This is a genomic window from Polyangium sp. 15x6 (genome assembly GCF_029960785.1).
GTDB lineage: Bacteria > Myxococcota_A > Polyangia > Polyangiales > Polyangiaceae > Polyangium.
In genome coordinates, this window is record NZ_JASBQE010000001.1 from 200,843 (window position 1) to 223,367 (window position 22,525).

23 protein-coding genes are annotated in these 22,525 nt (G+C 69.2%); 15 read left to right on the top strand and 8 right to left on the bottom strand.

From position 1 onward, the window contains the following. Positions 1-27: 27 nt before the first annotated feature. On the top strand, positions 28-327 hold the full coding sequence (locus QHF83_RS00825) for a LysR family transcriptional regulator (protein ID WP_282415795.1): 300 nt from the start codon (positions 28-30) through the stop codon (positions 325-327). Positions 328-330: 3 nt separating this feature from the next. Here QHF83_RS00825 and QHF83_RS00830 read toward each other — a convergent pair whose 3' ends face one another. Beyond that, complete coding sequence (locus tag QHF83_RS00830; RefSeq protein WP_282415796.1) at positions 331-954, bottom strand: glutathione S-transferase family protein; 624 nt, start codon at positions 952-954, stop codon at positions 331-333. 241 nt (positions 955-1,195) lie between these two features. Between QHF83_RS00830 and QHF83_RS00835 the strand changes: the two genes are divergently transcribed. Both QHF83_RS00835 and QHF83_RS00840 read left to right on the top strand, forming a co-directional pair. Then, complete coding sequence (locus QHF83_RS00835; protein ID WP_282415797.1) at positions 1,196-1,582, top strand: BlaI/MecI/CopY family transcriptional regulator; 387 nt, start codon at positions 1,196-1,198, stop codon at positions 1,580-1,582. Further along, positions 1,579-3,525, top strand: a complete 1,947-nt coding sequence (locus QHF83_RS00840; protein WP_282415798.1) for a M56 family metallopeptidase — start codon at positions 1,579-1,581, stop codon at positions 3,523-3,525. Before QHF83_RS00835 ends, QHF83_RS00840 begins: the two co-directional genes overlap by 4 nt. Here the strand turns inward: QHF83_RS00840 and QHF83_RS00845 are convergent. Both QHF83_RS00845 and QHF83_RS00850 read right to left on the bottom strand, forming a co-directional pair. Next, a complete protein-coding gene (locus QHF83_RS00845) occupies positions 3,498-5,495 on the bottom strand; it encodes a WD40 repeat domain-containing protein (protein ID WP_282415799.1) in 1,998 nt (665 codons plus the stop codon). The two genes, QHF83_RS00840 and QHF83_RS00845, sit on opposite strands and share 28 nt — an antisense overlap. Before the next feature lie 47 nt (positions 5,496-5,542). Beyond that, the gene (locus QHF83_RS00850; RefSeq protein WP_282415800.1) at positions 5,543-6,628 is read right to left on the bottom strand and encodes a methyltransferase domain-containing protein; all 1,086 of its coding nucleotides are present in this window, start codon (positions 6,626-6,628) and stop codon (positions 5,543-5,545) included. A gap of 141 nt (positions 6,629-6,769) precedes the next feature. On the opposite strand from QHF83_RS00850, the gene QHF83_RS00855 reads away from it, so the two are divergent. Beyond that, positions 6,770-7,078: a c-type cytochrome gene (locus QHF83_RS00855; protein ID WP_282415801.1), complete on the top strand. Its 309-nt coding sequence runs from the start codon at positions 6,770-6,772 to the stop codon at positions 7,076-7,078. A gap of 7 nt (positions 7,079-7,085) precedes the next feature. Here QHF83_RS00855 and QHF83_RS00860 read toward each other — a convergent pair whose 3' ends face one another. After that, a complete protein-coding gene (locus QHF83_RS00860) occupies positions 7,086-8,327 on the bottom strand; it encodes a hypothetical protein (RefSeq protein ID WP_282415802.1) in 1,242 nt (413 codons plus the stop codon). Positions 8,328-8,398: 71 nt separating this feature from the next. Between QHF83_RS00860 and QHF83_RS00865 the strand changes: the two genes are divergently transcribed. Together QHF83_RS00865 and QHF83_RS00870 are read left to right on the top strand one after the other, a co-directional pair. After that, on the top strand, positions 8,399-9,595 hold the full coding sequence (locus QHF83_RS00865; RefSeq protein WP_282415803.1) for a sensor histidine kinase: 1,197 nt from the start codon (positions 8,399-8,401) through the stop codon (positions 9,593-9,595). Further along, a complete protein-coding gene (locus tag QHF83_RS00870) occupies positions 9,592-10,233 on the top strand; it encodes a response regulator transcription factor (protein ID WP_282415804.1) in 642 nt (213 codons plus the stop codon). The genes QHF83_RS00865 and QHF83_RS00870 overlap by 4 nt, the downstream gene beginning before the upstream one ends. Before the next feature lie 9 nt (positions 10,234-10,242). Here QHF83_RS00870 and QHF83_RS00875 read toward each other — a convergent pair whose 3' ends face one another. Next, positions 10,243-11,508 carry a hypothetical protein gene (locus tag QHF83_RS00875; RefSeq protein ID WP_282415805.1) on the bottom strand — a complete coding sequence of 422 codons (1,266 nt, stop codon included), beginning with the start codon at positions 11,506-11,508 and terminating at the stop codon, positions 10,243-10,245. A gap of 178 nt (positions 11,509-11,686) precedes the next feature. Between QHF83_RS00875 and QHF83_RS00880 the strand changes: the two genes are divergently transcribed. The 6 genes from QHF83_RS00880 to QHF83_RS00905 all read left to right on the top strand — a co-directional run bounded on the left by QHF83_RS00880 (position 11,687) and on the right by QHF83_RS00905 (position 17,860). Continuing rightward, positions 11,687-12,352, top strand: coding sequence for a TetR/AcrR family transcriptional regulator (locus tag QHF83_RS00880; RefSeq protein ID WP_282415806.1), 666 nt, complete (start codon positions 11,687-11,689; stop codon positions 12,350-12,352). A 72-nt stretch (positions 12,353-12,424) separates the two neighbouring features. Next, positions 12,425-13,642, top strand: coding sequence for a P1 family peptidase (locus QHF83_RS00885; protein ID WP_282415807.1), 1,218 nt, complete (start codon positions 12,425-12,427; stop codon positions 13,640-13,642). Positions 13,643-13,659: 17 nt separating this feature from the next. Further along, positions 13,660-14,637, top strand: coding sequence for a P1 family peptidase (locus QHF83_RS00890; RefSeq protein WP_282415808.1), 978 nt, complete (start codon positions 13,660-13,662; stop codon positions 14,635-14,637). Positions 14,638-14,663: 26 nt separating this feature from the next. Beyond that, entirely contained in the window at positions 14,664-15,113 is a 450-nt protein-coding gene (locus QHF83_RS00895) for an MYXO-CTERM sorting domain-containing protein (protein WP_282415809.1), read from the top strand. 109 nt (positions 15,114-15,222) lie between these two features. Then, on the top strand, positions 15,223-17,079 hold the full coding sequence (locus QHF83_RS00900; RefSeq protein ID WP_282415810.1) for an IgGFc-binding protein: 1,857 nt from the start codon (positions 15,223-15,225) through the stop codon (positions 17,077-17,079). Between the two features lie 154 nt (positions 17,080-17,233). Further along, the gene (locus QHF83_RS00905) at positions 17,234-17,860 is read left to right on the top strand and encodes a hypothetical protein (protein WP_282415811.1); all 627 of its coding nucleotides are present in this window, start codon (positions 17,234-17,236) and stop codon (positions 17,858-17,860) included. A gap of 4 nt (positions 17,861-17,864) precedes the next feature. Here QHF83_RS00905 and QHF83_RS00910 read toward each other — a convergent pair whose 3' ends face one another. Then, entirely contained in the window at positions 17,865-18,914 is a 1,050-nt protein-coding gene (locus tag QHF83_RS00910; RefSeq protein ID WP_282415812.1) for an AraC family transcriptional regulator, read from the bottom strand. Between the two features lie 90 nt (positions 18,915-19,004). Here QHF83_RS00910 and QHF83_RS00915 point away from each other — a divergent pair, with 90 nt between their 5' ends. The 3 genes from QHF83_RS00915 (at position 19,005) to QHF83_RS00925 (ending at position 21,494) form a co-directional block, all read left to right on the top strand. Further along, positions 19,005-20,009 carry a Rieske 2Fe-2S domain-containing protein gene (locus QHF83_RS00915; RefSeq protein WP_282415813.1) on the top strand — a complete coding sequence of 335 codons (1,005 nt, stop codon included), beginning with the start codon at positions 19,005-19,007 and terminating at the stop codon, positions 20,007-20,009. 77 nt (positions 20,010-20,086) lie between these two features. Beyond that, positions 20,087-20,551 carry an SRPBCC family protein gene (locus QHF83_RS00920; RefSeq protein WP_282415814.1) on the top strand — a complete coding sequence of 155 codons (465 nt, stop codon included), beginning with the start codon at positions 20,087-20,089 and terminating at the stop codon, positions 20,549-20,551. A gap of 115 nt (positions 20,552-20,666) precedes the next feature. Beyond that, the gene (locus QHF83_RS00925) at positions 20,667-21,494 is read left to right on the top strand and encodes a hypothetical protein (RefSeq protein WP_282415815.1); all 828 of its coding nucleotides are present in this window, start codon (positions 20,667-20,669) and stop codon (positions 21,492-21,494) included. Positions 21,495-21,513: 19 nt separating this feature from the next. On the opposite strand, the gene QHF83_RS00930 is transcribed toward QHF83_RS00925, so the two are convergent. Together QHF83_RS00930 and QHF83_RS00935 are read right to left on the bottom strand one after the other, a co-directional pair. Beyond that, positions 21,514-21,966 (bottom strand): YetF domain-containing protein, encoded by a 453-nt coding sequence (locus QHF83_RS00930; protein WP_282415932.1) that lies wholly within the window; start codon positions 21,964-21,966, stop codon positions 21,514-21,516. A gap of 10 nt (positions 21,967-21,976) precedes the next feature. Beyond that, positions 21,977-22,477, bottom strand: coding sequence for a hypothetical protein (locus QHF83_RS00935; RefSeq protein ID WP_282415816.1), 501 nt, complete (start codon positions 22,475-22,477; stop codon positions 21,977-21,979). Positions 22,478-22,525 lie beyond the last annotated feature (48 nt).

Consider the following 22,525-nt stretch of genomic DNA (forward strand, 5'->3'; position numbering starts at 1 on the left):
GGCGCGAGTCGTGGTAGCGATCTTTGCATGAGCCTGGCGCAGCTCAAGTACTTCGTGGCGGTGGCCGAGGAAGGGAACGTGACCCGCGCGGCGACGCGCCTCCGGATTGCGCAGCCGCCCTTGACCCGGCAGATCCGCAGCCTGGAGGACGAGCTCGGCGTCCCGCTCTTCGAGCGGACCGCGCGCGGCGTGCGCCTCTTGCCGTCGGGAGAGACGATGCTCGCGCACGCGCGCGCGATTCTGGCGCAGGTCGACGCGGCCGTGACGGCCGTGCAGGCGGGCGCTCCGGTGCAGAGCGGAGCGCCCGTCGTGGATCAGCCGCGCTGACGTTCAGCCGGTCGAGATCCGCTTGAACGCCGGCCGCTCCTTACAGCGGTCCGTCCACGCCTGGATGTTGGGCCAGCGCGCGAGCGAGGGCACGATCACCATCTGGTACCACCAGAGATCGGCCGCGAGGAGCGCGTCCGCGAGCGTGAACGTGTCCCCGGTCAGGTAGGGTTTGTCCTTGAGCTCCGCGTCGAGCAGGTCGAGCAGCCCTTCGAACTCCTTGCGCGCGCCCTCGCCCTGCGCCGCGTTCTTCAGCTCGGCCGGGACCTCCGGGGACGTATTGTACATGACGCGCGTCCCGGCATTGAGGAGCGAGGCGGCGGCCCATACCGTCCACGACATAGCGCGCCCGTGCGCGTGCGTGCCGGCCTTTGGCCAGAGGCCTTTTGCGACGCCGTATTTTTCTCCGAGGTAGATGTTGATGGCCGCGGACTCGAAATACGGCACTCCGTCGTCGACGAGCGTCGGAACTTTGCCGTTCGGGTTCAGCTTCAGGAAATCGGGCTTCTTCTGATCACCCGCCTTCAGATCCATCCGCACCCCGTCGTACGGGATGCCGAGTTCTTCCAGCGCCCAATGCGTGCGAACCGCGCTGGAGAACGGCGAGAAATAAAACGTGATGGCCATGTGATGGTTACCTCCCTGGGCATCGCTGTTTGGCATGACCGGACGGCGGGCACAAGAGGGTAGCAGCCTTGACGCCCGCATATTGTTATCCGTGTACCGGGACCTTTCCCCGGCACGAGAACGGGAGCCTCCACTGCGGCTGCACGTGGCGCGGGGAGACCGTGGCCTGAACCTGGACGTCCCGGAAAAAACGCCCCCGCGCGCTTGACATCTACGAAGAACTTCGTACATCATCCGGACCATGGTGAACAGGTCGCTCCCCACGGACGCGGAGCTCGCGATCCTGCGCGTCCTCTGGCGCCGCGGCCCCTCGACGGTGCGTGAGGTCCACGAGGATCTGAAGCCCGTTCAGGGCACGGGATACACGACGGTGCTCAAGCTCATGCAGATCATGGCCCAGAAAGGGCTCGTCGAGCGCGACGAGGCGGGCAAGAGCCACGTGTATCGAGCGACGATCCCCGAGGAACAGGCTCAAAAAGGGCTCGTGCACGACCTCGTGGAAAAGGCGTTCGGCGGCTCGGCGTCGCGGCTCGTCATGCGCGCGCTCTCGGCCGAGCGAGCTTCCCGCGAGGAGCTGGCCGAGATTCGCGCGCTGCTCGACGACATCGAGAAGAAGAGGTCGAAATGAGCCTCGCAAACCTCGCCACCTCGCCGTTCGTCGCGGCGCTCGGGCTCGCGCTGCTCCATTTCCTCTGGCAAGGCGCGGTGATCGCCCTCTTTCTCGCCGCGACCCTCGCGGGCCTGCCGCGCAGCCACGCCGCCGCGCGGTACACCGCCGCCTGCGCCGCGCTCGCCTTCATGGCGCTCGCGCCGCTGCTGACGTTCGCCTATTTCCACGCGTCCTTCGCAGCCGAATCGTTTGTCTCGCCAAGCGCCTGGTCCACGCTCGCCGCGCCCGCGGCGGGCAGCAATCCACCCCTGTGGCCCGCGATCGTCGTGATGGCGTGGGTCCTTGGCGCGCTCTTCATGTCGGCCCGCCTCGCCGTGGGGCTCGCGCGCCTTTCGTCCTTGATTCGCCATCACACGGTGCCCGTGTCCTCGGCGCTCGAGGTTCGCTTCGACAAACTCGCCCGGCGCGTCGGCGTCCGGAAGGGCGTGCGGCTCGTCGGCTCGGATCGCGTGGACGTGCCCATGGTCATCGGCTGGCTTCGGCCCGTCGTGCTCGTGCCGATCGCCGCGCTCACGGATCTTCCGCCGTCTTGCCTCACGGCCTTGCTCGCGCACGAGCTCTCGCACGTGCGCAGGTTCGACTTCCTGACGAACATCCTGCAATCGATCGTCGAGGCAGCGCTGTTCTATCACCCGGCCGTCCACTGGGTCTCGCGCGTCGCGCGGAGGGAGCGCGAGCACCTCTGCGACGATGACGCCGTGGCAGCCGTCGGAGACCCGGTTCGTTATGCCCGCGCTCTCGCCGCGCTGGAGGGGATGCGCGCACGTACGCCCGAGCTCGCGCTCGGATCGAATGGAGGTTCACTCGTCATGAGGATTCGACGTCTGATCGATGGCAAAACGCCCCACGCGCCCACGGGTCGCGCCCTCGCCGCGCCGGCGCTCGCGCTCGCGAGCACGCTCGGGCTCGCCCTCGCCACGCTCGCCGCTTGTGGCGGAGAGGCGCCTGCCGCCGTGGAGAAGCCCGGCCTCACCGAAACGAAGTTCGAGACGGCCGCGCTCGGCATTCCCTGGCTGCCGCCCGCGATCGCGCGCTGGGAATCGGCCATCGCCGCGTCTGCCCGCAAGGGCAACGTCGATCCCGAGGCCGTCGCGATCCTCACGCTCGTCGAATCGTGCGGCGATCCGAAGGCGAAGAGCCCGGCCGGCGCCCTCGGCCTGATGCAGCTCATGCCCGGCACCGCCGTCACGGTCGCCAAGGAGCTCGGCATCGCCGATCATACCGACGAACGCCTGCTCGATCCGGCCTACAACCTCGAGCTCGGCGCCTCGTATTTCGGCAAGCAGTTCGTCGAGTTTGGCAAGAAAGACCCATCGCGCGCGTTCGAGCTCTCGGCCGCGGCGTACAACGGCGGCGAGAACCGCGTGCGCGCGTGGCTCGACGGCAAGGCGGAGCTCTCCGAAGAAACCGAGAAATACCGCGCGCTCGCCACGGGGATGTGGAACGAGCGTCACGCGGCGCGCTCGACGACGTACGATACGTGGCGTGAGCGCGTGCGCGGAAAGGTGGCCTCGCGCTCCTCGCACCCGCTCCCCGGCGCGCGCGTGACCTTGCATTTCGGCGGTGCCACGCCCGGACAAACGGGCGCGCCGCACGAAGGCGTGGACCTCGCGGCTGCGGCCGGGACCACGGTGCTCGCGCCCCTCGATGGGAAGGTGGACCGCATCGAGAAGAACGCGAAAGGCGAGCCCGTGCTGGTCCTCGCGCACGGCCGCGGCATCGAGACGCGGTATCGCCATCTCGCGAACGTGAAAGCAGAGGTCGGCGCGGTCGTCACGCGCGGCGACGTCCTCGGCGAGGTCGGCGCGCCCGAGGGCGGTCCGCACGTCCACTTCGAGGTGCGCGACAATGGCGAGGCGATCGATCCGGCGCGTTATCTCGGCCAGAACGCCGCGCCCTGATCACGGGCCGCCCTGTCGAGCACGCGTCCGAGCAGCCCTGGCGCCGCGATGGCGTCGGGGCAATGGGCGAGCGGGTAGGTTTTTCCGTCTTCGCGACACGTGAAGAAATCGGCCGACGTGGTGCCCAGCGTATCGACGATCCCGTCGGCCATGACGAAGGCCGCGCCCGGCCGATCGAGCACACCGAAGCTCGCCACGGGCCGGATCGGATCCCCATCACGCGACGGATCCTCCACGTCGAGCCTGCAGACCGCGTCCCAGCACTCGAGCAGGAGCCGCCGCTTGGCCGACTCCCAGGGTTCGACGGGCGCATTGGGATCTCCGCCGAGCAGGCCGATGAGGCCCGCTTCTCCGAAGGACTTCAGCTTGCCCGTATCAAGGTCGAGCACGAGCACGTGATCCCGGTCGACCGCGATCTGCGCAGTCGTCTCGTCCTGCGCCAGGATGGCGGACACGGCCTTGCCGCCGGTGCGCACGACGCGACGGGTTTTTCCAGTCGAACCATCGACGATCACGACCTCGCCCCGCCGCGTCCCGACGAGGATCCGATCCCCCGAGGCGTCGAACCCCACCGCGCTCGCGGGCCCGTTCGTCCGCAGGGAATGGCGCGGCTTCAACGTGGTGCCCTGTCGCTCCCACACGATCGCCGCGCCGTCCTTGCCTACCGTGGCCACGGCGCCCTTTGCGTGGATCGCCAGCGAGGACAGGGGCGGGAGCGGACCGTTTTTCAGGACGATCGGTTGTCCCGTCCGCACATTCCACATCCGCGCCGTGCCATCGTCCCACACCGCGCCGAGCAGCACGGCTCCGTCCGCGAGCGGGCCCGCGCCGAGCGCCCCGCCTCGCAGGTGGAGGCCGAGCGTGAGCCCGTCGGCCGTCAGGTCCCCCGGGCGTCGCAGAAAGACGTGCGTGTCGTGCGCAACGACGACACGGTCCCCCTCCGGCGACAGCGCTGCGACGGTCTCGGCCCAAGGGCGGCGGGACGGCGGCACGGTGAAGGTCCGCGCGTCCTGTGTCACGGTCGTCACGTCCTCCTTTTGCAAGACGTCGACGATATGCCCATCCGAGGCAATTCCGACAAACCTTGCGTCTGGACGAACCTGCCCGAGGCGCACCGGCGGCGCCCCGGACACGGGGAGGCCCCAGATCTGCCCGCCTTCCACCTCGGAAATGAGGCGATCGCCCTGGAACCGCAGGCTTTTCGGTGCACCGGACAGGCTCGCGAGCTCGCGGACGACGTGTCCGTCGGGTAAACCTCGCAATCGAATCCGACCGTCCTTCGTGCCGAGCGCCAGCGTGCTCCCGTCCTCCGAGAGCGCCATTGCGGTGAAGGAAGGATCGCTGAACGTGGCCAGCGGATCGCCCGAGGGGAGCCGTCGCAGAAAGACCTTTCCATCGCGGAAAACGCCGACGGCCACGGCCGTGTTGGCGACCGAGAGCCGGAACCCGCCGAACCCGGAAGGTGGTTCGATATCGAACGCGTGGGACGCGCCCGTGCGCGGATCGAGGAACGCGAGTATCGCAGCGGGGCCACCCAAACCGCCGACGCCCCGCCGGGCCACGATCGCGAGGGTCTCGCCCGATGGCGTGAAGGCCATTTCGTCGAGGCTGAAGTCGTGCAAACGGAGCGAGGCGATCTCGTCGCCCTCCGCGGCCGTATGCACGGTGACCTCGACATTGGTGAACCCGAAGCACCCGGCCGCCGCGGATTCATGGTCCGCGACGGCCACGAGCGCGCCCCCGGCCGACACCGCCACACCGCCGATATCATCGAAGTCGTGCGTCAACTGCACGCTACGGCGCGAGGGCCAGGCGTTCCCGGCAGACGACGCGCTCTCCTTCGGCGCAGCCTGAGCCGACACCACCGGTCGAGCCGCGGGCTCCGCGACCTTTTGCGCTTCCCGCCCCGCACACCCGACGGCGAGCAAGACGGCGGCGAGCGCTGGAAACAAAAGCGAACGGGGGCGCATGGTCCTTTTAGTCCGATGCGCCCCCGTCCTTGGGTCGTGGCAGGAAGTTACTTCTTCGGCTTCACGAACTTGAGCGTCATGCGATCGCTCTCGCCGATGGCCATGTACTTGTCCTTGTCCTTGTCGCCGAGCTCCAGCGTGGGAGGCAGCGTCCAGACGCCTTCGGGGTAGTCCTTCGTGTCCTTCGGGTTCGCGTTGACCTCGGACTTGCTGTCGAGCTTGAAGCCCGCGGCCTCGGCCTGCTTGATCACGAACGCCTCGGGCAGGTAGCCCTGCTCCGCGCTCTTGTCCGGGTCCGCGTCGGCCTTGGCGCGGTGCTGCTCGATGCCGAGCACGCCGCCGGGCTTCAGCGCCTTGAACACCTCGCCGAGGAAGCCGGGCAGGAGTTTGTCGCGGTGCAGGCCGTGCAGCGACCGCATCACGATCACCAGGTCGACCTTGTTCTCGAGGCCGAACTTCGGGTTCTTGCCGTCGATCACGATGCGGTCGACCTTGCTGTAGAGCTCGGGCGCGCGATCGAGGAAGCGCGCGAGGCGCTGCCCGTAGAACGTGCTCCGCGCGTCGGCCGGGCCCTTCGGGTCGGTCGTCGTCACGAGCAGCTTGCCCTGCGTCGCCAGCGTGGGCGCGAGGAGCTCCGTCCACCAGCCCTCACCGGGGCCGTATTCGAGCACCGTCAGCTTCGGCGTGAGGCCGAAGAACTTCAGCGTCTCCTGGGGGTGGCGGTACTTGTCGCGCTCGACGTTCTTCGCCGGGCGGTGCTTGCCCGTGAGCAGGACCTTGAGCGCGGCGTCGAGCGACGCGTGCTTCGCCTCGGCGAGCTTCTTCGCCTCGGCGTGGATTTCCGGCGTGAAGCGCGTGTCCTCGGCCTTCGCCTCGGCCTCCCACTTCGCGCGGTCGGCGGCGAGCTCCTGGGCCGCCTTGGCCTTCTTGAGCTCCTCGGGCGAGGGCTCCTTCGCGGGCGCGGCCGTCGGCGTCGCCGTGGGCGCGGCTTCCGGCGTCGCCGTGGGCGTGGGGGTCGTCGTGGTGGTGGTCTCGGTGGCGCTCGTCTCGGGGTTTTCGGCCTCCGGCGTCGAGGAGCCACAAGCGAGCATCGGCGCGGCCAGGAGGGCCAGCGCAAGCAGTCGTCGTTTCATGGGGCGCATCCTTGCCCCAACGGAAACGGGAAGGCAATGGGGCCGCAGTTTCGTGTTGCTACACCGCGCCATCCCAGTAGAGTGGAAATTATGTCCACACTTACGGAAAACAAGTTGCTTGTGTGCTTACTCTCGTTTTCCATGGCCGCGTTTGGCGCGCTCGCGGGGTGCGGCAGCGACAGCGAGGCGCTCGGCGCGTGCCCGCCCGACTCGTCCGCGCAGCAGACGGCGGGCCTGAGCGTGATCACCAATTCCTGCACGGTTTGCCACAACCCGAATTACGCCAACGGAACGCCAGCGGGGGGATACGATTTCACGTCGGCGGACGAAATCAAGGCGGAGGCGGCGGAGATGTACAGCGAGGCCGCGGAAGGCGCGATGCCTCCGACCGGCAAGCTGAGCGAGACCGATCTCGAAGCGCTGCGGGTTTATCTGGCCTGCACGCAGTGAGCGTCGTTCAGTCGTTCGCCACGTCGAGCACGCCCGCCATGAACCGGACGAGCTCCCATTGCTGCGCGAACGACGGCTCTCCGCGGAGCTCGACGTGCTCGACGGCCGGCGTGACGAGCGCGGCGTGGAGGAGCGACGGCGGGACGTCGTGGGCGAGCCATTGGGTCTCCGAGGCCGGAATCACCGAATCCGTCGCGCCGTGAAGCAAGAACACCGGGGCGCGTAGCTCGCCGAGGTGCCCCGCGGGCGAGACCGAGAGCGCTTGCTCGGGGTGCTTCGCAATCTCGTCGATGAGCGCCGGCACGTCGGCCTTTCCTTCGAGCAGCGCCTCGACCTTGCCGCGCGCCTCGGTGGAGAGCGCCGCGAGCTTCGCCTTCGAGGCCTCGCGATCGTCCCAGAGCCAGAGCCGGATCGCTTCGCGCGCCGCGGCCACGTCGGTCGGCGGGACGAAGGCCTCGACGTGCGAATAAAGCAGGACCAGCGCGCCATACGGGTGCGCGGCGAGCGCCTCCTTGTGCCCGTCGGGCCACGAGGTCTCGTTCTTCTTGAAAAACTCGAGCACGCGCCGCATGTCGTGGTGCGCCCCGATCGCCACGACGAACCCGATGTCCTCGGCGAACGCCCCATCCGACGCGGCGCGGAGCGCGAGCCCGCCCGCGAAGCTCATGCCCATGAGGCCCACGGGCCGGCCGCCGAGGCGCTCGCGCAGCGAATGCGCGGCCGCGCCGAGCGTCTCGATCGAAGCAGGGTCGATACGATAATCGGCGATCTCCTTCACCTCGGGCGTGAGCACGACGACGCCCGACGCCGCGATCGCGCGGGCGAACCGCATGAGGCGCGGCTCGTCGATGGCGAGGCGGTGGACGCCGTGCACGATCACCACGCCCGGCGCATTCGTCACGCCCACGGGCGAATACACGCGCGCCCGCACGGGGCCACGCGTGGAGGACACCTCCGTCAGGCTCTCCTCGAGCGTGTGTTTTCCGTACTCCGGCAAGAACCCCTGCGCTCGTTCGTCCGCGAAACGAAGGAGCAGCGAGGCCGCGCGCAGGTGCCGATCCGCGGGCCGCGCGAGGAGCACGATCGCCGCGAGGATCACGAGGAGCACGGCTCGCCGGATGTTTCGTCGCTTTCGAGGCGCCTCCGCCGCCTTCGTCTCGGTCATCGCGGAGGGAGCGTAGCAGGGCGGCGCGCCGTCCGTGGTGCGGGGTTCGTTCGAGGTCGGGAGGAACGAGGTGAAGTTCGCCATGACCTCCATCGTGGGGCGCGAAAGAGGAGGGAGCCTGTGCCGCTGGTCATGGTCCGAGGTCGATTTCCACCATGACTTTCGGCACAGGCGAGCGTGAGAGGCGCTACGATGCCCCGCGCATGGATCGGCCGCCGCCCACCCGGATGCTGCTCTTCGTCGCGGGGACGCTGGCGTGGGCCGCGATCGCTCAGCCGTTCGTGCTGCCGCTCGTGCGGGATCCGGCGCGCCTTGTCGATTCGACCGCGGCGGCGAGCTTCGCGGCGCACGCGGCGTATCTGGGCGCGTTCGTCGCGAGCGCGTCGCGGCTCGACAGGCTCGGGCCGACGAGCCGGATCGTGCTGCTCGCGGTGCAATCGATCTCCGCGCTCGTGCTCGTGCACCTCCGGAACCTGTGGCTCGAAGCGGGGCTTTTGGCGATCGTCGCGGCGCAGGCGTCGCTCCTCCTCTCACGCGGCGCGGCGCTCGGCTGGGTCGCGGCGCAGACCGTGGCGATCTTTCCGTTTTACGTGGGGCGCGCCGACGTGGCGCAGGCGGCGTTCTGGACGGCCGGCGTGCTCGGCTTTCAGCTCTTCGCGACGACGATCGGGACGGTGGCGCGGCACGAGGCGGCCGCGCGCGCCGAGCTCTCGCGGGTCAACGCCGAGCTCCGCGCCGCGCAGGTGATGCTCGCCGAGAGCGCGCGCACGGCCGAGCGGCTGCACATCGCGCGCGAATTGCACGACGCCGTGGGCCATCACCTCACGGCGATGAGCATCCACCTCGAGCTCGCGCGCCGCACGTCGCCCGGCGAAGAGACCCTCGCGCGGGCGCACGAGCTCGCGAAGAGCACGCTCTCCGAGGTGCGCGGCGTCGTGCGCGCGATGCGCGAGGAGCGCACGCTCGACCTGCCGCGCGCGATCGAGGCGCTCGCCGCGGGTTTGCCGCGCCCCCGGGTGCACGTCGATCTCGCCGAGGGGCTCGTGATCGAGGACGACGCGCTCGCCCACGCGCTCTTTCGCGGCGTGCAGGAGGCCATCACGAATGCGGCGCGCCACGGCGGCGCGGAGAACCTGTGGATCCGGCTCACCGAAGAGCCGGAAGGCGTCGTGCTCGAAGCGCGCGACGACGGGCGAGGGGCGACGAGCGCCGCGGAGGGCAGCGGCCTCTCGGGCTTGCGTGAGCGGATCGAGGCGCTCGGCGGGGCCTTGACCGTGACGCCGGGTCCGGGCAAAGGTTTTGAATGGCGCGCGGTCGTCCCGCCGCGCCAGAGGACGATGGCTGCGCCGTGATTCACGTCTTGCTCGCGGACGATCAGACGCTCGTGCGGCAGGGCATCAAGAGCCTGCTCGCGCTCACGCCCGACATCCGCGTCGCCGCCGAGGCGAGTGATGGAGAGGAGGCGCTCGCGATCGTGGCCACGACCGCGCTCGACGTGCTCTTGCTCGACGTACGAATGCCGCGAAAAACCGGGCTCGACGTGCTCACGGCGCTGCGCGGAAAGCCGAAGGTTCCGCCCACGATCCTGCTCACGACGTTCGACGACGACGCCGTCGCGGCCGCGGGGATCCGGCTCGGGGCGCGGGGGTTTTTGTTGAAGGACATCGGCCTCGAGCAGCTCGCCGAGGCGATTCGCACGGTGGCCTCCGGCGGGACGCTCTGGAACCCGGCGATCACCGAGCGGGTCCTGCGCGGGCTCGACCGCCTGAAGCCCGACGTCCCCGTGATCGAGCCGCCCACCGCGCTCACGGCGCGCGAGGTCGAGGTGCTGCGCCTCATGGCCTCGGGGGCGAGCAACCGCGAGATCGCCGAAATGCTCGGGACGGCCGAGGGCACCGTGAAGAATCACGCGTCGAGCATCTTCTCGAAGCTCGGGGTGCGTGATCGGACGAAGGCCGTGCTGCGGGCGATCGAGCTCGGGTTCATCTAGCGAGACGCTTCAAGGCCGCGACAGGTACGCCACCATGAAGCACATCTCCTGATTCGTCCCCTCGCCCCAGGCGACGTCGAGCGGCGGGAAATGGGTTTGCCCTTTCCCGGTCGCCGAATTGTCCCAGGTGCATTCGGTGACGAACCGTTGCCCCGGCTGCCAGTGGATTGGCTCGTCGAACATGTAGAGCGCCTGGTGATGGAACTCGAAATCGCCTCGCCCGACGCATGCGTTCGCGCCCGCGTCGTCCTCGATCCACGCGTCGTAGGAGCGGCCGAGCAGGTGCATGTGCGGGAGGAGCCCGTAGATCGTCGTCGTCGGCCCCTCGTTCGTGACCACGCTTCGCTCGACGTGCTTCGATGCGCCCGCGGGGATCGTGAACGGCACCGGGCCGAAGACGTCCATGAAGACCTCCGCGGCGGGCGCCTCGGTCGCGAGGCGCATCCGGTAGGCCGATCGATCCTGCGCGCCCGGCTTCGTGGCGTAATAATGCATCTGGATCACGATCTGCTCGCCCGGATCGAGCCGGATGCCCGTGTCTTTCGGGAGCTCCATGACGCCGACGCCCGGCGCGAAGGCGTGCAGGAGTTGCCAATCGAGCTCCAGCACCGGATCCCGACACGAAAACGCCTTCGTGCCCGGCGGGACCCCGTACCCCGCGCCCGCGTCGTGCCCCGCGTCCCGGTAGAGCCCGATGTGATGCACGACGAGCGGATCGCCGGGCACCGCCTCGATCGCCTGGATCCACGCGGGCGCGTCGAGAGGATTGTCGAGCACCACGCACCAGTATTCATTGCCGTCGTCGTCCGGGGTGACCTCGTGGGCCTCGGGCATTTCGAGCACGAGATCCGGGGCGTCGATGTGCGTGACGCCGCCCGGCTTCGTCGTCGCCTCGCTCGGATCGCCGAGCGGCGCGCCCGCGTCGGCCCAGGCGCGAATGCGCGCGCGATCGTCCGGGCCGAGGTACATCCTCTCTGCGCCGGCATAGGACCGGCATGACGGATCGAGCGCGGGGGGCGGCATCTCGCCCGCCTCGACCCGCGCGGCCATCGTGGCCGCGAGCGCTTGCGCAGTCGCGGCGTCGCGCAGGTTCACCCGGCCCACGCCGCTTCCGTCGTGGCATGCGGCGCAGGATCGATCGACCAGCGGCTGGATGTCCCGATACCACGTCGGCGTGGGCTCCGGCTCGGCGCCGCATGCCGGCACCAAGGCGGCCACGCATCCCACGAAGACGAACCCGTATCCCCGCCTTTTCCAGGCGTTTTCTTCCCTCATGACGCACCTCTCCCGCCTGCGCGCGTTCTGGGACGCGGCAGTTCAAACGGTTGTTTCAAACAGTTGTTTGAGGCGGAGGATTCGTTCAACGAGTAGCAGGATTTCGACGCCGGCCATGGCGGGGAGCGCTCGGGGGGCTCGACCGCCTCGCGGGATCTGGGCTAAACCGAGGGCCGTGATGGACAGCGAGCAGGGCGGCGGCGCGCGCGAGCGGATCATCGAGGCCGCGATCGGGGTCGTCGAGCGGGAAGGCATCGAGGCCCTCACGGTGCGCGCGATCGCCCTGGAAGCGGGCGTGAACGTGGCCGCGATCAACTACTATTTCGGGAGCAAAGAGCGGCTCGTCGAGGTGGTGCTCGCGCGGACGCTGGAGAATGGGCTCGGCGGGCAGCTCGTCGAGCTCGACGCGCTCGTCGAGGCCGAGGGCGGGGACGTCCGCGCCGCGCTCGAGCGCTTCATGCCGGCGTTCTTGCCAGACGCCGTCCGATACCCGCGCCTCAGCGCGGCGCACCTGCACGACGCCATCACGCGTCAGGACTACACGGGCCCGGCGGCCCAGGGGTATCGCGACTTCCTCGAAGGGTTTTTCCGCCGCGTACGCCCCGCCTTGCCGGCGGGCTCGGAGGATGAGCAACGCCTCCGCGTCGCCGCATTCTGGTCCGCCATTCACATGGTCTGCCTCGCGCCGCGCCTTTGCGAGGGGTTCGTCTCCGCAAACCTCCACGAGCCCGCGGGGGCCGCGTCGTTCGCGTGCCTGCTCGTCCGGCAGCTCCTCGGCGATCGCCCCGAAGCAGAAGCGGAGAGCCGCCCCCGAGGTCGGAGGCGGCGGCGCGACCGTGTTTGAAGGCGAGGAGCGCCATCCGTGACCGCGTGAAGAGCTTCCCAACCGCGGTTCGAACCTGCATACTCGCGGGTGATGGCCGTGAAGAGCGACACCGGGAGAGTTTCGCGCCGCGCGCTCCTGGCCGGCGGCGCGCTCGCCGCCATCAGCGCGGCGGGTTGCAGCGTTTTACCGGCCGAGGCGCCCCGCGCGCCTTCGCCTCGCCGGAGGCTCCGGGATCTCGGCATCGCGATCGGCTCGCTCACGCCCGGCCGATGGAATGCGATCACCGACGTGCCCGGCGTGCGCGTGGGGCACTTGACGCGTATCGAGGGCGAAGGCCCGCTCGTGCCCGGCCGCGGGCCGATCCGCACCGGCGTGACCGTGATCCTGCCAGGCGACGATGTTTGGCGGGACAACGTCCCCGCGGCGCGCTTCACGCTGAACGGCAATGGCGAGCTCACGGGCGTTTCCATGCTCGACCGGCACGGCCTCCTGGAGACGCCGATTTTCCTGACCGACACCTCGAACATCGGTCGCGTGATGGACGGGGCGCTCGCGTGGATGCTCGAAAAATATACGGAGATCGGCGACAGCGCGCCCGTCCCCACGCCGATCGTGGGCGAGACCTGGGCGGCGTTTTTGCACGACGCCGAGGGTCGACACCTCACGGAGGAGCACGTGCGCGAGGCGATCTCGGCGGCGCGCAGCGGACCCGTCGAGGAGGGGGCCGTGGGCGGCGGCACGGGCATGTTGTGTTACGAGTTCAAGGGCGGTATCGGGACCGCATCGCGGCGGCTTCCCGCCGCGATGGGGAATTACACGCTCGGCGTGCTCGTGCAGACGAACCACGGCCGGAGGGCGCAGCTCCGCATCGACGGGGTGCCGGTGGGGCGCGAGATCACCGAGGGAATGCCCTACGAGGGCCGGAAGTCGAAATCCATTTTGATCATCGGCGCCACGGACGCGCCCATGACGCCAGTGCAGCTCGGCCGGCTCGCGAAGCGGATGGCGCTCGGGCTCGGGCGGACCGGCGCGGTGTCGATGCACGGATCGGGCGATCTCTTGCTCTTCTTTTCGACGGGCGTCCGCGTGCGGCGCGGCGCGGCGTCGACGGCGGTGCCCGTCTGGAACGACGAGCACATCAGCGTGGCGCACGAGGCGGCGGTCGAGGCCACGGAGGAGGCCGTGCTCAATGCTCTCGCGATGGCCCAGACGATGACCGGGATCCACGGGAACACGGCCTACGCATTGCCGCTCGATCGGCTGCCGGAGATCATGCGCAAGTACGGGCGCCCGATTCCAGGGCGCTAGGAGCCACGCGGAAAACCATGCCGGCCGATCGCACCCTGCGCAATTCGATCACCGACGTCCCCGGCGTCGAGGTCGCCCACGTGACCGTGGCCGAGGGCGACGTGCAAACGGGCGTGACCGTGGTCATGCCGTGCCCGCCGTCCGTGCGTCATCGGAAGTTTTCTTTCGGCGCATACGCGGCCGGCGGCGCGCTCGCGTGGACGGGCGTGGAGGTGGCGGAGGATTTCGGCACGTTCGCGTCGCCGATGGTGCTTTGTAATGCGACGAGCGTGGGCGCGGCCTACGACGCTTTGATCACGCGGGGGCACAAGCGGGACCCGGAATTGCCGGTCGACGATGGATGGCCGCCCGTCGTGGTGGGCATCGACGACGGGTATTTGAATGATCTCAGGCGTCGGCGGGTGAAACACGACGACGTGCTCGCGGCTTGTGATGCGGCGCGTGGAGACGTGCCGGCCTGCGGGAGCGTGGGCGTGGGCCGGGGGCTCGTGGCCCTCGGGTACAAGGGAGGCGTGGGGGATGCATCGGCCGCGGCGCGTATCGGCGCCGACGCATTCGTCGTGGGTGTGCTCCTCGCGGCGAATGGCGGGGCGCCGCGAGGCGCGAGCGCCGTGCGCGCGATTTCACCAGGATTCGTGGCGATCGTCGCGACGGACGCGCCGCTCTTCCCGGCGGAGCTTCGATGGCTGGGCGAGGCGACCCTGCGTGGGATCGACGCGGCCGTGACGGTTGGCGGCGAGGAGGGGCGGCTCGCGCTCGCGTTTTCGGTGGCGAATACAATCGACGGGTCCCTCACGGCGCCGCCGGGGCGGCTTTACGAGGCGCGCAGGCTCGGGGACGCCGGGCTCGGCCCGCTCTTCGACGCGGCGGTCCGCGCGGCGCGGGCAGCGCTCGGGAAGGCGCTCGGGGAAGCGACCGCGGTGACGGGGAGGAAGGGGCGCACGGTCGAAAAGGCGTCCGCGGAGATCGTGGCGTCCCTTGCATTCGGACGTTGACCGGAAGCCGAGTGTAAGTCCGAGAGGTGATCGACAGTTCCCACGCCATGGGCTACAAGGCGCGCGTGCGCATCTTCTTCTCGACACTGCTTGTCATCGCGATCTCGACCTTCACCGCCCTCGCCGCGGCCGACGTGGCGGGGCCCCGTAATGTTTGCGACGCCGACGGGCTCGACTGTCAGAAATGCTACTGGCACTATGGTCGGGAGCCCGGCGATCAGACGGAATTCGAACAGTGCGCCGGCCCCCTCCGCGAAAAAGGGCTCGCGGAGGCTTGTCGCCACAAGATGGGAGCCGGCGATGAGGTCTTCTTCTGCCCTGCGGGCGTGAAGCCCGAGACACGCGTGGTCGGTGGTGGCTGCGGCGGGTGCACGACGGCGGGAGCCGCGGAGGGCGCGGGGCTTTTCGTGTTCGCGGCGGGCCTCGGGATTGCGCTCGCGCGGCGTCGCCGGATGGCCCGGATCACGGGCTCTTGAGCTGACTGTCATTGCCGGCGACCTTGGCCTTGACGGGCCTCGGGAACTCGCGTCTCCTGTCCGTCCGGACCCGAGATACGCAATCGGGAGATTCGGGGCGGAGGCGGCGATGACGACGAGGTCGAAGTTTCGAGCGGCGAGCGTGGCGGCAGTCCAGTGCTCGCTCGCCCTGTGCGTCGCGTTCGCGACGTGGACGTGCGGGCAGGATTCGCAGGGCAGCGGGGCCGGGGGCGCCGGCGCGAGCGGCGGCGCGGGCGGCAATGGCGGCGCGGGCGGCGAAGGGGCCGTGTTCTTCGACGGCGGGCCCGACGCGAACGGGACGCTCGGCTGCAGCCCCGATCTGCGATCGATCGTCGACGATGCCGGGCAAGTCGTCTCGGTTTGTCCCGCCGATCAGGGCTGCCTCGACGGGGCGTGCGCGCCCGCGTGCGACGCCGCCGCCGATAGCAAGGGCAACGTCGGCTGCAATTTCCGCGTCACGACGCCCGGCTCCTATCCGCCGGCGCTCCCGCCCTGCTTTGCGGTTTTCCTGACGAACACCTGGCCCCGGCCCGCGAAGGTCTCGGTCACGCGCGGCGGGCAATCGTACGACGTCACGACGTTCGGCCGGATCCCCAAGAACGGGATGCCCGAGTCGTCGTGGCCCGCGGTGCCCGCGGAGGGCATTCCGGAGGGCGAGGTCGCGGTGCTCTTCCTCTCGCACGATCCGAATTCGATCATGCCGGAGACGGGCAAACCCCTGACCTGCCCGGTCCCGCCCGCGATCGCTGAGCCGACGCTCGTCCCGGGCACGGGGCGCGGCGAGGCGTTCCATATCGTCTCCGACACGCCCGTGAGCGCGTACGACATTCTGCCGTATGGCGGCGCCGAGTCGTTTTTCCCGAGCGCGGAGCTCCTCTTCCCGACCTCGGCCTGGGGCACGAACTACATCGTGATGGCGACGCCCCAGGGCACGGCCATGCCGCCGGGTCCGCTCTTCGCGCACGTCCTCGCGACCGAGGACGATACGAAGGTCGACCTGCTCCCGACCGTCGATCTGCCTGCCGGCTCCGATTTCCCGGCCTCGCCGAAGGGAATGCCGGCGAGCTTCACGCTCTCGGCCGGGGAGTACTTGCAATGGGAGCTGCCGACGAGCTCGCAGGATCCCTCGGGGAGCGTGGTGCTGAGCGACAAACCCGTCGCCGTCATCACCGGAAACCGCTTCTTCCGGCTGCAGCCCGTGCCAGGGCCCGGCGGCGAGGCCACGCATCAGCAGATCTTGCCGGTCTCGGCGCTCGCGAACGAATACGTCGCCGCGCCTTACGAGACCCGCAGGAAGGATCTCCAGCCCGAGAACATCCATTACCGCATGGTCGGCATCGCCGACGGGACGACGCTCACGTTCGACCCCTCCGTGCCGGGCGCGCCCCAGATGCTCGCGCAGGGCCAGATCGCCGATTTCCAGGCGACGGGGCCGTTCCGCGTGTCGAGCCAGGACGGGGCGCATCCTTTCTCGATCGCGCAGATCATGGATACCTGCAACATCCCGGGCGGCACCCGCGAGGGCGCGACAGCGCCGAATTTCGAGAAGAACCTCGGCGACGAGGAGTTCGTGATCATGCTGCCGCCCGAGCAGTTTCTCTCGAACTACGTCTTCTTCACGGACCCCGCCTATCCGACGACGAACCTATCGCTCACGCGCGTGAAGACGAGCAAGGGTTTTTCCGACGTCACCGTCGATTGTCTCGGCGTCATCTCCGGGTGGAAGCCGGTCGGATCGGACGGTCGTTTCGAGGTGACGACGGTCGATCTGATGCGCGCCGAGGTGGGTGTGAACGGCTGCCAGAATGGAAGGCACACCGCGAAGAGCGACGGGCCGTTCGGGCTCGTCGTCTGGGGCCTCGACAGTTACTCGTCGTATGCGTATCCGGCCGGCGGATACGCGGTCACCATCACCGACGTGGTGATCCCGCCCGTGCCCAAATGAACATCGGCTTCCGCTCTTGCGCGGACGCGTCATGAGCACGAAGCGTTCACCCGGCCCCGACAACCGCCGAGGGCGGGCCCGCCCGCGCCCCTCGCGTGCGCGCGTCGCGCATGGGCTGTGGCGCGCCGCATGCGTACGCGGGTATGCTCGTCGTATGAGCAAGGACGATCGTCGTCGAGACGAGGGAGGCGAGCTTGCGGCCGCAGCGCTGTCCCTCGAGCAAGAGCTGCGGCGCTTCGAGGATCTCGCCGCGGGGGTCGGGCGGGCGCCGCTGAACTCGCAGAAAGGGCTCGAGCAGGCGGCGCGGGCCACGAGCGACGCCGCGGCCTCGCAAGCGCGCTTCGCCGAGCATCTGAAGGCGCTCGTCGAGGCCGTGAACGCCGCGCGCGACCGTCAGGCCGCCGCGGCGGCGACGATCAACGCCCGCGTGGTGGAGATCGACGCGCGCGCCGCGCGGTTCCTGGAGCTGCGCGAGCGATTCGCGCAGCTCGGCGCGCGGGCCGCCGAGGTGAACGTGATCATGCAGCGCGCCGCGGCGGTCAAGCGCGAGCCCGGGGACGGCTCCGATCGCACGGAGCTCCGGGCCTCGATCGCGCAGGCGCTCGAAGGTCTCGGCGCCGTGGTCGAGGGCGCGCAGCAGCTCATGCAGGACGCGCGCGACGCCGAAGCGCAGGACCTCTCGCGCGAGGCGGAGTCGCTCCGGCAGCAGGTCCTCTCCGCGCGGAACAAGCTCGGGCTCCTGCAGAAGCATCTCGAGAACGAAGGCCCGCCGCCGAGCTGAATCCTCAGCGCGACGTCCGACGCGTGTTCGCCGCCCGCCACGCTTCGGGGGACATGCCGGTCCACCGCTTGAATGCGCGGTGAAACACGCTCGGCTCCGCATACCCCAGGAGATGGGCGACTTCTGCAATGGCGACGCGCGCGTCGAGGTACGCCATGGCGCGGCCGCGCCGCACGCCGTCGACGAGATCCTCGAACGACGTGCCCTCGGCGCGCAGCCGCCGCTGGAGCGTGCGGGCGCTCATGCCGAGCGCGGCCGCGGCCGAGGTGAGCGAGGCGGAGCCTTCGGGGAGGCGATCGGCGACGAACGCGCGCAATCGGGCGAGGAACGAGGCTTCGGGGCCGAGCCGCGCGAGCGCCGCGTCGGCGTGGCGCTGGAAATACGCGTGCATGGCCTCGTTGGCGAGCGGCATGGCCCGCTCGAGTATGTCGGCGGGGAGGACCACCTCGTCGATCGGGGAGGCGAAGGTCACGGGCGCGTCGAATACGGCCTCGTAGGCGGCGCGATCCGGCGGTGGTTCACCTCGAAATCGTATGGCCGTGGCGGATATGGGCTCGGCGACGAGCCTCGGCGCATTGACGCCCACATCGAACGCGAACATCTCGGCCATGTGGCGATGCGCCGGTCGTGGTGCGCCGAAAGGCTCGTAACGCAGGTGCGCGTGCCCCGCGTCGATGACGAGCGAATACCGTTCGCCGTCGTTCCAGAGGCGCTGATAACGCAGGATGCGCTCCATGGCCACGCCGAACGTGGGGCTCGTGAGGACGAGGAAGCCGAGCACGTCGAAGATTTCGGCCTCGACGCCGGACGCGACTTTCACGCCGAAGAGCGGCTCGGCGGCCGCGACCGCGGCTTTCTCCACGAGCGTGTAGATCGACGTGAGGGGCACGCGAAGGTCCGGCGACCCGAGGTCCAACCCCGACAAACCCGCCGCGTGGCAGAGGGCCGCCGTGTCGACCCCGCTCGCCGCCGCGACGTCGACGATGCGGCCCGCGAGGCGCGCGTTGTGCGTCGGTTGTCGCGTGAAGTCAGCGTTTCTGGCGTCCGATGTCACTGACGAAGGTCCTCGGGGGGCGCATCCTCGATCATCGAGGGTTCGATGAGCATGCCACAAAGGACGCGCAACGAAAGACACTCGCTCCCGATGCTCGAAGGCGCGGAGCCTCCGCTCCCGCGCGACGGTTGGTATCCCATCGCGTCCGCGCGCCACGTCCGCAAGCGCCCGCGGACCGTGCGGCGGCTCGGCCGCTCCCTCGTGCTCTGGCGCAACGGAGCCGGCGAGCTCGTCGTGCACGACGCGCGTTGCCCGCATCGTGGGGCGGACCTCGGCCTCGGCCGCGTGGTCGCGGGCGAGCTTTCGTGTCCCTATCACGGCTTTCGTTTCGGGACCGACGGCGAATGCACGGCGATGCCCTGCGAGCCCGAAGGAAAGCCGAGCCGCCGGGATCTTTCGATTCGTCGCTACGAGGTGCGCGAGCACCGCGGCCTCGTGTGGTTGTGGCACGGGGACGTCGCCGCGGATCGGCCTCCGCTGCCGTGGTTCGAGGAGCTGCCCGAAACGGATCGGCATGCATGGGATCACGAGACCGTGTGGCCGCTGCCGCAGCTCCGCGTGATGGAGGGGATGCTCGACATGCATCACGTGCCGTTCGCGCACGGCAGGTATTTGCGTGGCATCGGGACGTGGCTCGATCCCTACGAGGTGAAGGTCGAGGGGGACACGGTGCGCACGTTCGGCACGCTGCGGAGACCCGGAGACGGCCCGAAGCGTGGCTTCAGCGTTCGGATCGACGCGCGGCTGCCGGGGCTCTTGCTCCTCCGCTTCGGGGCGCGTTTTTGGGGCTTCGTCGCGTGCACACCGGTCGATCGGGAGGCGACGTGGATCTTCGCGCGGTATTTCGTGGAGGTGCCCGTCATGGGCAAGCTCCTCGCGGCGCTCTCCTTGTGGACCGAGTTCGCGTTGGTACAGCCCGACGATCGGCGCATGTTGCTATCGACGTCGCCGCGTACGCCGGATGTGCGTGATCACAAGCTCGTTCGCGCGGACCTCGGGATTGCGCAATGGCACAAGCTGTTCTCCCGCGCGGTGGGCGACAAACCACGCGGTAAAGCAGGGACATCACCAGCGTCATCAGGGACGGAAGCGTAAAGATCCCACCCGCATGGGTGAAATCCATACGGCATCAACCTCGTGCATTCCGGTACGAGATCGGGCAGTCTGTCCCCATGCACCGACTCACTTTCACCTCCGAGCACCGGATCGAGGCTCCACCCGAGCGTGTCTTCGACGCGATGACGAGGCCCGATGACGTCGGCGACTGGATGCAGGGGTTCGTGCGGGCCGAGCGTCTCACCTCCGGCGACTTCGGCGTGGGCACGCAGTTCCGCGAGACCCGCCGGATGTTCGGGAGAGAAGCGACCGAGCATTTCGAGGTCACATCGTTTGTCCCGGCGAAACGCCTCGGCCTCAAGGTCGACGGCACCAAGGGCACCACGGGCAAGGGTGAATACCGCTTCGACTACGAATTCGAGCCTGCCGGCGCGGGGACGCTGGTGCGGACCCACGCCGTCATCGACATGCCTGGCGGCCTGTTCACGAAGCTCATCGGCAAGCTCATGGGAGGCGCCTTCAAGAAGGCGTGTGACAAGGATCTGCTCGCGCTGAAGACATTCGTGGAGCGGGGGAGCTGAAGGGCGGCACGGCAAACCTCCTCGAGCCGGACCGTGCCGCGTTTCGCCGTAGACGCCTGTTCCCATCGGGTCCGCTTTCTGCGATAAGTTCCGCTCGACGAACGAGGAGCTGCGCATGGCGGAGTCGAAGACATCATCGGACGTGGGCATTGTCGGGATTTTGGGGATCCTCATCGGCGGAGCCTGCGTGCTCGTCGCCCTGGTCGGCGTGCTCAACACTGCGTTCGACCTCAATCTCGCGCTCTCGGTGTATGGCACGAGCACGCCGCTGCCGAAGCACTGGGACGAGGTCTTCGGCGTCGCGGCGGCCGGCGTGCTCATCATGGCGCTCACGGTCTTCGGCGGGTTCGTGCGCCGCAAGTTCACCGAGGCCAAAGGCAAGCCGCTCTTGCGGGCCGGTATCCTCCTCGGCGCGCTCGCGTTGCTCGTCATGGTCGGTCGTGGGCTCCAGATCGTCGCGCTCACCATGACCTACGGGAGCATGCTCGCCTATTACTCGACCGACGGCGATCTCGACGACGTCAAGGCGGAGCTCGCCGGCAAGCCCGACCGCGCCGCGCTCGACCAGGCCGTCGGCCGCGCCGCGCAATACAACAATGCGCCCGCCCTGGCCTTGCTGCTCGAAGCCGGCGCCGACATGCGCGAATCGACCCTGCCCGAGGCCCATCGACGCTGCCCGCTCGTCGGCAGGAGCTACGAATTCATCAAGACGGCGCTCGATCACGGGATCAAGCCCGACGCGTGCCCCCGAGGCGAGACCGCGGTCTGGGAAGCCGTGCGATTCGGCAAGAGCGACGACGAGGCGGCCAAGAACGTCACGCTCCTCCTCGGCGCAGGGTGGTCCGCGTCCGCGACGCCGGACGACGACAAGCGGTCGCCGAAGAAGCTCGCGGCCGAGAAGAAGTGGAGCAAGACCCTCCAGGCGCTCGGCGGCGCCGGATGAGCGCGTGGGGCGGGGGCATTCAGCCCCCTTCCTGCCAGGGGATGATGGCGATCGACCCGTTTCGCTCGACGATCGCATAACGGATTTGATCGAGGCGGAGGAGACCATGCTGCACGTGCGCGGCCTCCAGGATGTCCTCCTCGTCGACGCTCAGCCAGGCGAGCCGCTCGCGCAGGATGCGTCCCTCCTCGATGATGACGAGCGGCGTGCCGTCGAGCCACCGCTCGAACCTCGTGCTCCGGCACTTGAGCCATGACAAACCTAGCTCCAGACTCACGAGCGTCCCCACGAGGATGATGGCGCCCGTGACGGAGTAGTCCTGCCCGAGCAGCGCTTGTTGCGTGCATTCGCTGATGATGAGCAGGAGCAGGAAATCGAAGGTCGTCACCGTCACGAGCGCGCGTTTGCCCGCGATGCGGAAGACGACGAGGAGGGCCATGTAAACGCAGACGGCGCGCAAGACGAGGTTCATGGCCACGGCCTCACGGGTACACGAAGAGCGAGAGGTCGAGCGCGGGGCCGCCCTCCTCGCCGAGGGAAAAACGCAGAAGCCCGGGTTGCGAGGGGCGCATCACGAGCACGACGAGGCCCTCCGCATCGACGCGCGGGAACGTGATGACGGTTCGATCCGCGGCGACCTCGACCGACGAGGGCTCGGGCACGAAATGCTCCACGTGCCCGCGCTCGAAGAGCGACGCCGAGGCAAAGAGGCGGCGCGGGGCGGCGGAATGCTGGGGGTGGGGATGGATCTCGAATCGGGTCGTGCCGTCCACGCGGGCGAAACGCTCGTACCGGACGAAAAAACCGGATTCGTCGCCGGCGCGGGCGTGGCTCAACGGGCCATCCCCGAAGAGACCCGCCGCGGCGAGCAGCACGAACAGGATGAGGAGGGCCCTGCCCACGCCACGGACGCGCATGCTCGTGCGCTCGAATGCGAGGTCCTCGCTCGTCTCGAGATCGCCCGTCCGCTTGATTTCGACCACGGCTCCCCCTGCGGCCGAACCTTGGACCCGGCCGCGCGCGCGTCAATC

Coding starts and splice junctions, on each gene's coding strand:
- QHF83_RS00855 (WP_282415801.1), top strand. CDS start 6,770: ATGGCCGCGTTTGGCGCGCTCGCGGGGTGCGGCAGCGACAGCGAGGCG.
- QHF83_RS00830 (WP_282415796.1), bottom strand. CDS start 954: ATGGCCATCACGTTTTATTTCTCGCCGTTCTCCAGCGCGGTTCGCACG.
- QHF83_RS00880 (WP_282415806.1), top strand. CDS start 11,687: ATGGACAGCGAGCAGGGCGGCGGCGCGCGCGAGCGGATCATCGAGGCC.
- QHF83_RS00900 (WP_282415810.1), top strand. CDS start 15,223: ATGACGACGAGGTCGAAGTTTCGAGCGGCGAGCGTGGCGGCAGTCCAG.
- QHF83_RS00845 (WP_282415799.1), bottom strand. CDS start 5,495: ATGCGCCCCCGTTCGCTTTTGTTTCCAGCGCTCGCCGCCGTCTTGCTC.
- QHF83_RS00825 (WP_282415795.1), top strand. CDS start 28: ATGAGCCTGGCGCAGCTCAAGTACTTCGTGGCGGTGGCCGAGGAAGGG.
- QHF83_RS00840 (WP_282415798.1), top strand. CDS start 1,579: ATGAGCCTCGCAAACCTCGCCACCTCGCCGTTCGTCGCGGCGCTCGGG.
- QHF83_RS00860 (WP_282415802.1), bottom strand. CDS start 8,327: ATGGCGAACTTCACCTCGTTCCTCCCGACCTCGAACGAACCCCGCACC.
- QHF83_RS00875 (WP_282415805.1), bottom strand. CDS start 11,508: ATGAGGGAAGAAAACGCCTGGAAAAGGCGGGGATACGGGTTCGTCTTC.
- QHF83_RS00835 (WP_282415797.1), top strand. CDS start 1,196: ATGGTGAACAGGTCGCTCCCCACGGACGCGGAGCTCGCGATCCTGCGC.
- QHF83_RS00865 (WP_282415803.1), top strand. CDS start 8,399: ATGACTTTCGGCACAGGCGAGCGTGAGAGGCGCTACGATGCCCCGCGC.
- QHF83_RS00930 (WP_282415932.1), bottom strand. CDS start 21,966: ATGAACCTCGTCTTGCGCGCCGTCTGCGTTTACATGGCCCTCCTCGTC.
- QHF83_RS00890 (WP_282415808.1), top strand. CDS start 13,660: ATGCCGGCCGATCGCACCCTGCGCAATTCGATCACCGACGTCCCCGGC.
- QHF83_RS00885 (WP_282415807.1), top strand. CDS start 12,425: ATGGCCGTGAAGAGCGACACCGGGAGAGTTTCGCGCCGCGCGCTCCTG.
- QHF83_RS00850 (WP_282415800.1), bottom strand. CDS start 6,628: ATGAAACGACGACTGCTTGCGCTGGCCCTCCTGGCCGCGCCGATGCTC.
- QHF83_RS00905 (WP_282415811.1), top strand. CDS start 17,234: ATGAGCAAGGACGATCGTCGTCGAGACGAGGGAGGCGAGCTTGCGGCC.
- QHF83_RS00920 (WP_282415814.1), top strand. CDS start 20,087: ATGCACCGACTCACTTTCACCTCCGAGCACCGGATCGAGGCTCCACCC.
- QHF83_RS00915 (WP_282415813.1), top strand. CDS start 19,005: ATGCTCGAAGGCGCGGAGCCTCCGCTCCCGCGCGACGGTTGGTATCCC.
- QHF83_RS00925 (WP_282415815.1), top strand. CDS start 20,667: ATGGCGGAGTCGAAGACATCATCGGACGTGGGCATTGTCGGGATTTTG.